This window comes from Polaromonas sp. P1_F9, from assembly GCF_056405615.1.
Map to the genome: position 1 here is coordinate 820697 of NZ_JBFUBT010000004.1, position 13913 is coordinate 834609.

Annotated in this window: 6 protein-coding genes; 5 read left to right on the top strand and 1 reads right to left on the bottom strand. The window is 63.5% G+C overall.

Annotated features, from left to right (window positions below):
• Position 1: 1 nt before the first annotated feature.
• On the bottom strand, positions 2 to 4207 hold the full coding sequence (locus tag AC1DYR_RS15275) for a YhdP family protein (RefSeq protein WP_477705828.1): 4206 nt from the start codon (positions 4205 to 4207) through the stop codon (positions 2 to 4).
• 73 nt (positions 4208 to 4280) lie between these two features.
• Between AC1DYR_RS15275 and glnE the strand changes: the two genes are divergently transcribed.
• From glnE to AC1DYR_RS15300, 5 genes are read left to right on the top strand one after another with little or no spacing between them, the layout of a single operon-like run.
• On the top strand, positions 4281 to 7085 hold the full coding sequence (gene glnE / locus AC1DYR_RS15280) for a bifunctional [glutamate--ammonia ligase]-adenylyl-L-tyrosine phosphorylase/[glutamate--ammonia-ligase] adenylyltransferase (protein WP_477705829.1): 2805 nt from the start codon (positions 4281 to 4283) through the stop codon (positions 7083 to 7085).
• A gap of 45 nt (positions 7086 to 7130) precedes the next feature.
• Positions 7131 to 7889 carry a DUF1956 domain-containing protein gene (locus AC1DYR_RS15285; protein WP_477705830.1) on the top strand — a complete coding sequence of 253 codons (759 nt, stop codon included), beginning with the start codon at positions 7131 to 7133 and terminating at the stop codon, positions 7887 to 7889.
• On the top strand, positions 7876 to 9402 hold the full coding sequence (locus AC1DYR_RS15290; protein ID WP_477705831.1) for an efflux transporter outer membrane subunit: 1527 nt from the start codon (positions 7876 to 7878) through the stop codon (positions 9400 to 9402). Before AC1DYR_RS15285 ends, AC1DYR_RS15290 begins: the two co-directional genes overlap by 14 nt.
• A gap of 49 nt (positions 9403 to 9451) precedes the next feature.
• Complete coding sequence (locus tag AC1DYR_RS15295; protein WP_477705832.1) at positions 9452 to 10630, top strand: efflux RND transporter periplasmic adaptor subunit; 1179 nt, start codon at positions 9452 to 9454, stop codon at positions 10628 to 10630.
• A gap of 10 nt (positions 10631 to 10640) precedes the next feature.
• On the top strand, positions 10641 to 13763 hold the full coding sequence (locus AC1DYR_RS15300; protein WP_477705833.1) for an efflux RND transporter permease subunit: 3123 nt from the start codon (positions 10641 to 10643) through the stop codon (positions 13761 to 13763).
• Positions 13764 to 13913: the final 150 nt, after the last annotated feature.

Here is a 13913-nt window from a genome sequence, read left to right on the forward strand (position 1 = left end):
GTTAACGGGCCTCCTGAACAGGTTCTGCTGCGGCCTGCGCCTTGCGATCCACCTTGTTGATTTTCGGGTCAGACCAGGTTCCCTCAATGTGGAATTCCTGGGTCGCCGCCTGCATCAAAGGCCGGCGCAGGAACATCTGGGCAAGGAAGCTGCCCAAGCCGATGGCAGGGTTAATGACTGTGGCAATCAGGGAAGCCGTACCGGCATTGATCTCCGGCACCACGACCGCCTTGATGTTTTGCGTCTCCTTCGCAATATCGGCACTGCCCTCCATCAGCACGGCCGCGTTCACGCCTTTCATCTGCAGGTTGTTGGTATAGGCGACGCCCTGATTGATGTTGACATCGCCGCGGACAAAGTCAAAGGCAAAACCTTCGGAAAAAACGTCCCGAAAATCCAGCGTCAGTCGCCTGGGCAAAGACTGCAGGCTCAGCACGCCCAGCAGTTTTGTGATGCCTGGGTCAGCCTTGACAAACTGCCCGGACTCCACATTGACATTGAACTGTCCGCTCATGCTCGGATAGTCCAGGCTGAGGGGTGATCCCATCCAGGCGACCTGCCCCTCGAGTTTGCCCTTGCCGCGGCGAATGACCTCGCCCATACCAAAGCGCTTGAGCAACTCACCCGAATCGGCGATGTCCAGCTTGAAATTCATCACGGTGCGACGGCGCTCGGAAACCGCTCGCGCGGTACGCGGCGCGCCCGCCGCAAGGCCCTGCGCATTGATCGCCACCCAGTTGCCCGTTGCCGTCAGCACCGCCTCGGGAAGGATCACATTGAACTTGTTCAGGCGCCATTCGCGCACGCCCTCGCGGGCCGCGGTAGAGGCTCCGCGGTTGACGGCGTCGATCTCGACCCGACCCAGTTTTTTTCCGCGTAGCTCCAGGTCTTCCACCACGATGTCCAGGGCAGGGATGCTGGCGGGCTGCTCGTTCAGGATAGCTTCCACGTCACTGGCCGTACCTGGCGCCAGGCTCAAACGGGAAAGCCGTGCATAGACCCGCCCGGCGCCTATGCCGCCTGGCTGCCGGAATTCGACATATCCGTTGAGCTCTGAAGCGTCGATATTCGCACGCCATGTCAGGCCTTCACGGGAGCCACCCACCACCACGTTGTTCAGCTTGCGCCCTTCAACCACCAGCTCCTTTGCGCGAATGGCCATGGAGGTCGGTAAATAAGTCAGGGATGCGTTCGCGGCGGCCCGATTGGTCGCCGCAGTAGCTGCCGCCGGCGGAGGTGTCTGGAGCGCGCTGCCGGAAGAAGAATCTTCCAGTATTTTTTGCCAGGCATCGAGATCCACGTGGGCCAGATTGATATTGGCCGCCACACCGGCTTCCTGCACGGGCACTGTCTCCCCCGGCTCCAGCCCAACACCGATTCCGCCCCGTATCACACGAGGCTCACTGCCGCTGACGTCGCGCACATACATGATGGACGCCACACGGCCTATGGTCATCGACAGGTGGTCCTCCAGCTTTTGCCCTGGCCCCATGGAGGTCGGCAAAAGCGAATTCTCAAACCGCAGCGGCAATGCCGCTTCCGCTGTCTTGCTCAGGGGCGCGGGCAAGTTGAGCGCCATGCCTTGCAGGCTGCTGGCGACAACCAGCTCAGGCACGCCACGGCGAAAACCCAACGAGGCGGTATAAGCCGTGCTGCCCGTGGCATTTTGAGCCATGCGCGAAAGCGCGCCGAGCTCCCTGGCTTGGCGCAACCCTTCAGCGGTGACAACGCCTTGCGCCTTGAATGCCACCAGGCTTTCCGGCTCTGCATTGCCGGGCGATCGCGCCTGCACCCGCGTGCCACCGTCAAAACGGACGTCGCCGCCAAGCAGCCGGGCCTGGGCTCCCGTCACGGTGAAACCGCGTTCGCTCACGGTCACAACGCCCTTGAGTTTTGTCAGCGCTGGGGTATCCGGGCTAAATTGCAGGTCATTGCCGGGCAGCGTGACGGTTCCGTCCACCCGGGATTTATCGATCGTGTGGATAGGCAAGTCCAGCCGAAACCGGTATTCGCCCGTTCCGGCTGCAACCGCCTTGGCCAGCACATGGTTGGTCATGCCGGCAACCGGGGACTGGTTGACGAACCCCAGCGCATCAGCAAGCGGCCCCTTGAGGTGTGTGTTCACCTCGACAGTGGTGTCATGGGTCAGGTCAGGGATACGCGCATTACCCTTGACCAGCTGCAAACCCGGCAGGCCATTGACCTTGCCGGTGACGTCGTTGACCTCAAGTGCCGCATGGTTAAACACCAGTTCGCCGTTGAGTTCAGTCAATGCCGGCCACCCTGCCGCTCCGGCCGGCTGTATGGATTTGGGCACATAGGCATAGTGACCGTTTCGCACCTTGGCGGTCACCCGGAAGTCTCCTTGCACCGGGTTGGTGAAAGGTAATTGCGCCAGCGGCCCCTTGACCTTGAACTTCACGTCGCTGACCTGGCCTTGCACGACCGCGTCACGCACATAGTGGCGCACACGGTCCGGCAATACCAGCGGCAAATAACGGTGCACCCGCTCGCCATCACCGCGGCTCAAAACGCCCTGCAGATCCAGCACACCCGGGAACCTGGGGTCTGCTGCATCTGCGACATGCGGTTTGCTGGAAACCACATCGCCGGTATGCCATGCGGCTTGCGCTTCTCCCTGCGCGTCGGCATTGGAAAATCGCAGATTGTTCAGCTGCGCTTCGATTTTCCGGCCCGCAAATTTCCATTGCGTCTCGGCGGAAAGCTGGTCAAACGGCACCAGCGAATCCTCAAACACGCCCGGCAGGTCGAGAGATCCGTTGAGTATCTTGACCCCGGCCCGTCCACCCGCTTGCGTCAGGTCAAAGTCAATGGTGGCGCCGCTGATTCCCGGCCTGCCGGGCTTGGGATGCACTGCCGCCGGACCTGGCGGCGCGGGCATGGCAGCAATGCTCAGTCCGGCGACGCGCCCTTTTGCTGCGTAGATGGCAGGGGCATCCAGCGGTCCCTGCCAGCGGGCCTCTACGCTCTCGACCAGCCCCTTCGGGGCAAAAGAAGCGATCAGGCCATGGACGGAAGCATCGAGCGGCAGGCGATTGGCAATCTGCGCGAGCGCGGCAAGATCGAGCTTGTCTGCCTTGAGTTCGGTGTGCTGCGCAACGCCGGCCTCGTCCCCTGTGTGCACCAGCGCCACATTGCCGCCCGGCCATTGCAGGCCGTCGCGGGTAAGAAAGCGCAAGCCTTCGGTATTGAAATCAAAACCATTGGTACGCTGGCCGCCACCCACACGCCCGGCGACAAAATCAAAGGCCAAAGGCTGCAGCCTGGCACCCAGGCGGGCGTCTACATCCTGCAATGCCACATCGGCCGTGCCGCCGGTCACGCGGCCCTGGGAAATATCTGCCCATGCGCGGAGCGCGCCATTCCCGCGTGTCAGCTCAATGCCCAGTGCGTCCAGGTTGAGGTACGGCCTGATGCGGGACGCATCCACCCGGTCGAACCCGGCAAATAGCTGGCCGGTCCAGGCATCAAAATCACCGGCGCTGCTTGACAGCAGCGATTGGCGGAATATGCCCCTGACAGTGAAGCGGTCACCCCATTCTGCAGGGGGTGTGGCATCCAGGCGCATGAGATGGCGCCGCCGCGTATTGCGCATCACCCAGTCAACCTGCGTCAACGCCAAGGGCGGCGCCGGATTCATTTCATCGGTCCAGCGCACGGTGCCGCCTCGCATGACAAACTCGGTCTGCGAGAAGAACCAGTCCGCAGCGGCGCTCTCGCCGGCCGCCCGGTTCTGCGAAACATCGAGGCCGCCGACATAGATCTTTCCGTCAGCGGTCCGGCGTATGTCCAGCTCGGGCTTGTCGATATAAAGCTGCTCGAAGCCCAGCCCCCAGATCGAAGAAGCGGACAGGGCGCCGAGAATCACCGGCAGCCGCAGGGCCTCGCGCCCTTGGGCGTCGAGCAGGGTCACGTCGCGCAACTCGAACGAAGGAATCATCCCTTGGGAATGTGCGGTGATTCCGCCAATGCGAACAGGCACCCCCAGAGCCTTGCTGGCCTCTATTTCCAGACGCGGACGAAACTCCCCGATTCGCGGCACAATCCAGCCATGCAGCACGAACCAGGTCAGGCCAACGAGCACCCAGGCCGTGGCAACAAGCCACAGCAACACGCGCAGGGTGAGAGCAAGCCAGCGCAGTCGTTGCGGCGGCGGGGTAGGCAGGCTGGGGATCGTTGGCTCCATTGACATGAGAATTATGACCGCCGGGGCCAGCGTTCGCCCGGCAGTGAACCATGAAGTTTTGTGAAGTAGTGTGATGACCGTCGCTCAAACCGCCCGCCCTGATACCTTACTCGCCGCCGGGCCGGCCACGTCGGACTATTCACGGTTCGTCCAGCGCATTCGCCGCCGCTATGCCGATCAGCTCCCCCTCCTGCCTGCGGGAGCCCCTGTGCGCGCCGGCATGCAGGCCGCACTGGACGCGCTACTGGCCCAGGGCATGGCGACAGGCGCGGCGCTCCGGGTGCTTCGCCAGCTGGTCATGGAAAGGCTGGTGGTTCTCGACTGTGACGGTGCCCTCGAAAGCCAGGCCCCGCTTGCCGTGGTGACCTGCGCCATGACCGAGCTCGCCGAGCTGGCCCTGGATGTCGCCATGCGCGAGTCGGGCGCCGAACTTGACGGGCTGCATGGCGCACCGCAAGGCCCCGACGGGGAGCGTGCACGCATGTGGGTCGTGGGCATGGGCAAGCTGGGTGCGCGCGAACTCAATGTTTCCAGTGACATCGACCTCATTTATGTCTACGACCACGATGGCGAAACCCGGGGGCGCAGCGATGGCCGCGGGCAGATATCCAATCACGAGTACTTCGCGCACCAGGTCAAGGCCGTCTTTAGCCTGATTGGCGATGCCACGGAGCACGGTTTTGTGTTTCGGGTGGACCTGGCGCTCCGGCCCAATGGAAGCTCCGGGCCTGCGGCCATTTCACTGAGCGCGCTCGAGGAGTATTTCCAGGCACAGGGTCGCGAATGGGAACGTTTTGCCTGGCTCAAGAGCCGGGTGGTGGCACCGCTTGAATGCGTGCAGGACGGCTCGGCGCAGGCCCTGCGCGGCTCCGTGCTGCCCTTCGTGTTCAGGCGCTATCTTGACTACAACGTCTTCGATGCGCTGCGCACCTTGCACCGGCAAATCCGCGAGCATGCCGCCAAGCGCTGCGCCGGCCACCCGGAGCGGGCCAACGACGTGAAGATGTCACGCGGCGGCATTCGCGAAATCGAATTCACCGTGCAATTGCTCCAGGTGGTTCGCGGCGGGCAATTTCCCGAGCTGCGCACCCGCCCCACGGTCGACGCCTTGCAGCGCGTGGCACGCGCGGGCCTGATGCTGCAGGAAACCGCCGATGCGCTGGCACGGGCCTATGATTTTCTTCGCCGGGTGGAACATCGCATCCAGTATCTCGATGACCAGCAGACTCATGTCCTGCCCACGCGTGATGACGACCTGGCGTGGATCGCAGAAACGCTGGGCTACAGCAATTGCTGCCCCTTCCTCAGTGAGCTCGACACCCACCGGGAGCTGGTGGCCGGGGAATTCGACAAATTGCTGGGCGGCAAGCCCGACTGCAAAGGCTGCGGAAAAACGGCCAAGGCGGCGCCGCAGCAGCTCGAAGACTTGCTGGAGCAATTGTCGGAACAATGGCCGGAACAGTTTCGCGCGCGCCTGGCGCTGTGGCGCCAGCATCCGCGGGTGCTCGCCTTGCGCGAAGATTCCCGCGCCCGTCTGGCGCGGCTGGTGCAGCGCACCGCCGCCTGGCTGGCGGAAGGCACGGTCACCGAGGAAGCGGCGGTGCGCATCATCGACTGGATAGAGCCGCTCCTGAGGCGGGAGAGCTACCTGGCGCTGCTGCTGGAACGGCCTGCGGTGCATGAGCGCCTGCTGCGCCTGCTGGGGGCCGCCAAATGGCCCGCACGCTACCTGCTGCAGCATCCCGGCGTCATTGACGAGCTGGCCAGCGACGAGCTGCTCAGGGAACGCTTTGACGGCACAGCCTTCGCGCGTGACCTGCAACAGCGCCTGGCCGCGCTCAGGAGCACCGGCGAGGACGACGAGGAAACCTGCCTGAACCTGCTGCGCCGCGCCCACCATGCGGAAGTGTTCCGCACCCTGGCGCGCGATCTGGAAGACGTACTCACCGTCGAGCAGGTGGCCGATGATCTGACGGCTCTCGCCGAAGCGGTGCTGAGCATCACCACCGACTGGTGCTGGCAGCGCCTGAAGAACCGGCACCGTGAGACACCGCAGTTCGCCATCATTGCCTACGGCAAACTGGGCGGCAAAGAACTGGGTTACGGCAGCGATCTCGACATCGTGTTCGTCTATGAGGACGACGACGAGCGGGCCCCCGAAGTCTATGCGGCATTTGTGCGCAAGCTCATCAACTGGCTGACCATCAAGACCGGTGAAGGCGACCTGTTTGAAATTGACACCGCCTTGCGCCCCAATGGCAATTCGGGCCTGCTGGTCACCAGTTTTGAGGCCTATACCCGCTACCAGCAGCAGCGCGGCAGCAATACCGCCTGGACCTGGGAACACCAGGCCATGACACGTGCCCGCTTCGTGCTGGGTGATGAGTCGCTGCGCCTGCGGTTTGACGAAGTCCGGCAAACCGTCATCACTGCACCGCGCGACATCGTTGCGCTGCGCAATGAAATTGTGGCCATGCGTGAGAAGGTGCGCGATGCCCATCCGGTCAAGAGCATTCACACACCGTCTTCCGGGAGCCCGCCTCCGCTCAAGGCTGAAAAATTTGACGTCAAGCACAGTGCGGGCGGCATGGTGGACGCCGAGTTCGCGGTGCAGTTCCTGGTGCTTTCCCAATCAGCCCGGCACCCGGAATTGAGGGACAACGTGGGCAACATTTCATTGCTGCAACGCGCAGAAACTGCCGGCCTGCTGCCGGCCGGCGTCGGCCAGCGGGCGGCAAGCGCCTACCGCGAACTGCGGCGTGTCCAGCACCGCGCACGCCTCAACGAAGAACCCACGCAGGTCAACCCGCCTGCGCTTGAGGCAGAGCGAAGCGCGATCCAGCAACTGTGGGTCGCCACCTTCAAATCAAACAATTGATTTAATTCAATCGCCTGTTTGATTAATGTGCTCTAATCCGGGCACATGACACCCGACCTGCCCTCTCAAACACCTTCGCGCTCAGCCAAGCCTGAAGGCGAAAGCCGAAAACAGCGCTCCGACGGCGCCCATGCCAGGGCGCATCTGTTGCTCGCGGCACTCAGGCTGTTTTCCGAAAAAGGGTTTGCCAAAACCTCGATTCGCGATATCGCCCATGCCGCGGGGGCCAACGTGGCGGCGATCAGCTATTACTTCGGCGATAAAGCCGGCCTGTACCGGGCCGTTTTCACCGAACCGCTGGGCAGCGCGCGCGATGACATTGCGCTGTACAACCAGCCCCACTTCACCTTGCGGCAGTCCCTTGAAGGCTTTTTTTCGAGCTTCCTCGAACCTTTGCGCCAAGGTGAACTGGTGCAGTTGTGCATGAAGCTCCACTTTCGCGAGATGCTGGAACCCACAGGCCTGTGGGCCGAAGAAATCGACCAGGGCATCAAGCCGGCGCATACCGCGCTGGTCACCGTGCTTTGCCGCCATTTGGGCGTCACAAAAGCCGACGACGAAGTGCACAGGCTGGCGTTTTCCATTACCGGGCTGGCACTTCAGATGTTCCTCAGCCGCGAGGTCGTGGAGGCGATCCGACCCCAGCTGTTCGGAACACCCGAGGCCCTGGAGCAGTGGGCTGTCAGCCTGGTGGCCTATGCCGAAGCCATGGTGGGCGTCGAAATGGCACGCCGAAATCACCTTTCCGATTACCCCGCGGCTGACATGCCGCGACTGAAAACAGCACACCATGAAAAAAACTGACTCCGGACGCGAACGCTTGCGCTTGCTGACAGCGGCGCCGCTGTTCGGCGCGTTCGCGCTGTTGCTGGGCGGCTGCGCTTCCGACAATCCGCACACACCCCCTTCCGTCTCGATTCCCGCGCAATGGCAAACACCTTTACCGACGGCGGGCACCACAGCGGCATTGCCCCACGGCGGCAGCCTGAAAGGGCTGTCGCAATGGTGGCAACAGCAAAATGACCCCTTGCTGGTGGAACTGATCATGGCGGCGGAATCGGTCAGCCCGACCGTTTCCACCGCGCGCTCCAACATCGAGCAGGCGCGGGCTTCACGCGTGGCCTCGGGCGCAGCCATGCTTCCCACACTCGATGGCACCGCGAGCGTCAGCCGCGGACGTTCGGCACCCGTGAACCGTTCAGCGCCACCCATTTCCACAACCGCCCAGGTGGGTTTGCAGACCTCCTGGGAAATCGACCTCTTCGGTCAGTACGCCGCGAGCCGGGATGCCGATCAGCAGCGGCTGGAGGGCTCCCAGGCGCTGTGGCATTCGGCGCGTGTATCGGTTGCCGCCGAGGTCGCCACCCAGTACTACAGCCTGCGCGCTTGCGAAAAGCTGCTCGAGGTTGCGCGCTCCGATGCCGCGTCCCGGGGTGAAACTGCACGTTTGGCGGAACTCAGCACCAGGGCAGGTTTTCAGGCTCCCGCCACCGCGGCATTGGCCAGGGCCAGCGCGGCCGAAGGCAACAGCAACGCCATCCAGCAGCGCGCACTGTGCGACCTGGATGTCAAGGCACTGGTAGCCCTGACTGCCATCGACGAACCCGCACTGCGGCAAAAACTGGCCAGCACACCGGTCGACCTGACTCTGGAATCGGTAGCGCCTGTCATCAGCGTGCCGGCGGAAGTGTTGGCCCAGCGGCCCGATATCTTCAATGCTGCACGCGAGGTGGACGCCGCCCACCTGGAGGTCGGCAGCGCACGCGCACAGCGCTTTCCAAGGCTCAACCTGAGCGGCTCGATAGCAGCCTCCAAGTCGTACACGGCCAGTACCACGCAACGCTTTGACACCTGGACCGTCGGGCCACTACAGCTGACCATCCCGATCTTTGACGGCGGCGCCAGCGAGGCCAATGTAGAAGCCGCCAAGGCGCGCTACGAGGACGCCGCCGCCCAATACCGCGGCAGCGTGCGAAAGGCCGTGCGGGAAGTCGAGGAAGCGCTGGTCAACCTGCAAAGCACCGCCGAGCGCAGCCAGGATGCATTGGTCGCCACTCAAGGCTACCGCGCGTCATTCGTCGGCACCGAAGCCCGGTACAAGAGCGGGCTGGCAAGCCTGGTCGAACTTGAAGACGCCCGTCGCACCCTGCTGGCCGCACAGAGCGCCCTGGTCACGCTGCAACGTGACCGGCGCAGCGCCTGGGTTGCACTGTACCGGGCGCTCGGCGGCGGCTGGACCACCGCCGAACCCCCGGTACCGCCACTGGCGTCTGATATGCCGGCACCTTTCACCCCTGCTGCCCTCACAGCCCCCTGAGGCGCGGTTTGCCGACCCCGCCACACCTATGACAGATTCTTTGAACACCATGCCAAACTTCAAACTCAAACCCGTCGCGCTCGCTGTGATCGCTGGTGCCGTGCTCGTTGCCGGGGCCGCAGCTTTTTTTCTTCTGAAGGCCAACGCAAAAGAAGACAAGGCAGTCACCGCAAAGCCGGCACTGACGGTCGCCACCGCGCTGCCGTCTCAAATGACCTTGCCGGTGAAACTCAGCGCCAACGGCAATATCACCGCCTGGCAGGAGGCCGTGATCGGCTCCGAATCGAACGGCCTGCGGCTGGTGCAAGTGCAGGCCAATGTGGGCGACCAGGTCAAGGCCGGGCAGGTGCTGGCGGTGTTCTCGGGTGACAGCGTGCAGGCGGACACGGCCCAGGCCAAAGCCAGCCTGATTGAGGCCCAGGCCAACGCGGCTGACGCGGCGGACAACGCCGCGCGTGCGCGCACGCTGGCGAATTCGGGCGCTTTAAGCGAGCAGCAGATCAACCAGTACAACACCACCGAGCAAACGGCCAAGGCGCGTGTCGAGGCGGCCAGGGCGCTCCTTGAGGTGCAGCAGGTACGCGGTAAAAACACGCAGGTGCTGGCGCCCGACAACGGCGTGATCTCCGCACGCACCGCAACGGTAGGCTCGGTGGTGCCGGCAGGCACCGAGCTGTTCCGCCTGATCCGCGGCGGCCGCCTCGAATGGCGTGCGGAAGTCACCTCGGCCGAGCTGGGCCGGATCAAGGCCGGGACAGTCGCCAGCGTGGTGGCGGCCAGCGGCGCCGAACTCAAGGGCCGGGTGCGCATGATCGCCCCGAGCGTGGACCCGCAGACCCGCGCGGCCCTGGTCTATGTGGACCTTCCGGTCTCGGCAGGCATGGCCTCGCCAGCCAAGGCCGGCATGTTTGCCCGCGGCGAATTCGATCTGGGCAGCACCTCCGCGCTGACCATCCCGCAACCTGCGCTGGTCGTGCGCGATGGGTTCAATTACGTCTTTCGCCTCAACCCGGACAACCGCATCAGCCAGCTCAAGGTGCAGACCGGCCGGCTCGCCGGCGACCGGGTCGAAATTACCTCCGGTCTCACTGCCGATACAAGGGTGATCGTCAGCGGGGCGGGTTTCCTCAATGACGGCGACTTGGTCCGGGTCAGCGACGCCACCCCCGGAGTTACGGTCAATCCGACTACAGCGCCCGCCAGCCGTGCGCAAGCAGCTATCAAATAAGGAGGATTCAATGAACGTCTCCTCCTGGTCAATCAAGAACCCGATACCCGCCGTCATGCTGTTTGTGCTGCTGACGTTCGCTGGCATGCTGTCGTTCAAGGCGATGAAGGTGCAAAACTTTCCCGACATCGACCTGCCGACCGTAACGGTCTCGGCATCGCTGCCGGGCGCCGCACCCGCCCAGCTCGAGACGGAAGTGGCCCGCAAACTTGAAAACTCCATTGCCACCGTGCAGGGCCTCAAGCACATCTACACCAAGGTACAGGACGGCGGTGTGACCGTGACCGCCGAATTCCGGCTTGAAAAGCCGGTACAGGAAGCCGTGGATGACGTGCGGGCGGCCGTGTCGAAAGTGCGCAGCGAATTGCCCGGCGACGTGCGCGATCCGGTCGTCAGCAAGATGGACCTGGCCAGCCAGCCGGTGCTGGCCTTCACCATCCGCTCGCCGCGTATGGACGAGGAGGCGCTGTCCTGGTTTGTCGACAACGACATCTCCCGCAAGCTGCTGGCCGTGCGCGGCGTTGGTGCGGTCAACCGCGTGGGCGGCGTCTCGCGCGAAGTGCGCATTGCGCTGGATCCCTCCAAGCTGCAGGCCCTGGGCGCGACGGCATCGGATATCTCCCGCCAACTGCGGCAGGTGCAGACTGAAAGCGCCGGTGGGCGCGCCGACCTCGGCGGCAGTGAGCAACCCATGCGGACGCTGGCGACGGTGAAGTCCGCACAGGAGCTGGCTCAGCTTGAGCTGGCGCTCAGCGACGGACGGCGTATCCGCCTCAGCGAGGTCGCCACAGTGAGCGACACGACCGCCGAGCCGCGCGCCGCCGCGCTGCTCGACGGCAAGCCTGTTGTCGGCTTTGAGGTGTCCCGCAGCCGGGGCGAAAGCGAAGTGGCGGTCGGCGCTGCCGTGCAGGCGGCACTGGCCGAGCTGAAGCAGCAATACCCTGAAGTGGAAGTCCACGAAGCCTTCAATTTCGTCACGCCAGTGCAGGAGGAGTATGACGGCTCCATGCACTTGCTGTACGAAGGCGGCATCCTGGCGGTGCTGGTGGTGTGGCTGTTCCTGCGCGACTGGCGCGCCACCTTTGTATCGGCCGTTGCGTTGCCGCTGTCGGTGATCCCGGCTTTCATCGGCATGCACCTGCTCGGCTTTTCGATCAACGTCATCACGCTGCTCGCGCTGTCACTGGTGATCGGTATCCTGGTCGACGATGCCATCGTCGAGGTCGAAAACATCGTGCGGCACCTGCGCATGGGCAAGTCGCCGTACGAAGCCGCCATGGAGGCGGCCGACGAAATCGGCCTGGCCGTGGTGGCCACCACGTTCACGCTGATCGCCGTGTTCCTTCCCACCGCCTTCATGAGCGGCGTGGCGGGAAAATTCTTCAAACAGTTCGGCTGGACGGCCTCCCTGGCGGTGTTTGCCTCCCTGGTGGTGGCGCGGGTGCTGACCCCCATGATGGCGGCCTACATCCTCAAGCCCGTGGTGGGTACACACGCCGACCCGAAGTGGATGAACACCTATATGCGCGCAGCGGCCTGGTGCATGAAACACCGCGTGGCCACCATGGCAGCCGCCACGGTGTTTTTCTTCGGTTCGGTGATGCTGATACCGTTGCTGCCGACCGGCTTCATTCCGCCCGATGACAATTCGCAAACCCAGGTTTACCTCGAGCTTCCCCCAGGCGCTTCGCTGGCGCAGACCAAAGCCTCGGCTGAACATGCACGCCTGCTGATCAGCAAGGTCGAGCACGTCAAGAGCGTCTACACCACCATCGGTGGCGGATCAGCTGGTACCGACCCGTTTGCCATGCAGGGCGCGGCGGAAACCCGAAAAGCCACGCTGACAGTGTTGCTGGACGAGCGCAGCGAACGGCCGCGCAAGCAGGGCATTGAAAGCAAGATGCGGACAGCGCTGGAAACCCTTCCGGGCGTGCGCAGCAAGGTGGGGCTGGGCGGCTCGGGAGAGGCTTACATCCTCATGCTGACCGCTGAAGACTCCAATGCCCTGCAAACCGCGGCGCTGGCGATTGAAAAAGACCTGCGAACCATTCCCGGCCTGGGCAATATTTCATCCAGCGCCAGCCTGGTGCGTCCCGAAATTGCGATCAAGCCGGATTTCACCCGGGCAGCAGACCTGGGTGTGACCAGTTCAGCCATGGGTGAAACCCTGCGCATCGCCACGGTAGGCGACTACGAAGAGTCGCTGCCCAAGCTCAACCTTTCGCAGCGGCAGGTGCCCATCGTCGTCAAGCTGGACGAAGCAGCGCGCAAGGATCTCAGCGTGCTGGAACGCCTCGCGGTTCCGAGCGTCAAGCCGGGTATCGGCCCCGTCATGCTGGGGCWGGTGGCGAGCCTGGAGATCACGGCCGGCCCGGCCGTGATCGACCGCTACGACCGTTCCCGCAATGTCAAATTCGAGATCGAGCTGTCGGGCCGGGCGCTGGGCGACATCACCGAAGCCGTGAAACTGCTGCCGTCCGTCAAGAATCTGCCAGCCGGCGTCAAGGTAGTGGAAGTCGGCGATGCCGAGGTCATGGGCGAGCTGTTTGCCAGCTTCGGCCTGGCCATGCTGACGGGCGTGCTCTGCATCTACATCGTGCTGGTGCTGCTGTTCAAGGACTTCCTGCACCCGGTGACCATTCTTGCCGCTCTACCCCTTTCCCTGGGTGGCGCCTTCGTCGGCTTGCTGATCGCGCAGAAGAGTTTTTCCATGCCCTCGCTGATCGGGTTGATCATGCTGATGGGCATCGCGACCAAAAACTCCATCCTGCTGGTGGAATACGCGATCGTCGCGCGGCGTGACCACAACCTGTCGCGCTGGGATGCGCTGCTGGACGCCTGCCATAAGCGCGCGCGGCCCATCATCATGACCACGCTGGCCATGGGCGCGGGCATGATGCCGATTGCCCTGGGCTTCGGCGCGGCCGATTCCAGCTTTCGCTCGCCGATGTCGATTGCGGTGATCGGCGGCCTGATCACCTCCACCGTGCTCAGCCTGCTGGTCGTACCTGCGGTGTTTACCTATATCGATGACCTGGAGCGGCTGATCAAACGCATGGCGGCAAGGTTGCGCGGCCATGGCAGTGAAAAGCCTGAAAACGGCCAACCCGCTGCTGAATCAGGCGCTCCATAAGCTGCGAAATAATGCACATACAGTCGCGTACCGCTTTGTAAAAAGCGGATCAGACGTGTAATTTTGCTGATTTGGACCGGTCCGTCCGAGTGAATTAGGGCTGCCCGTCCAATACCCCTCGCTTATACTTGCAGGTTCAGCTTTACATTT

Coding starts and splice junctions, on each gene's coding strand:
- AC1DYR_RS15290 (WP_477705831.1), top strand. CDS start 7,876: ATGAAAAAAACTGACTCCGGACGCGAACGCTTGCGCTTGCTGACAGCG.
- glnE (WP_477705829.1), top strand. CDS start 4,281: ATGACCGTCGCTCAAACCGCCCGCCCTGATACCTTACTCGCCGCCGGG.
- AC1DYR_RS15285 (WP_477705830.1), top strand. CDS start 7,131: ATGACACCCGACCTGCCCTCTCAAACACCTTCGCGCTCAGCCAAGCCT.
- AC1DYR_RS15275 (WP_477705828.1), bottom strand. CDS start 4,207: ATGGAGCCAACGATCCCCAGCCTGCCTACCCCGCCGCCGCAACGACTG.
- AC1DYR_RS15295 (WP_477705832.1), top strand. CDS start 9,452: ATGCCAAACTTCAAACTCAAACCCGTCGCGCTCGCTGTGATCGCTGGT.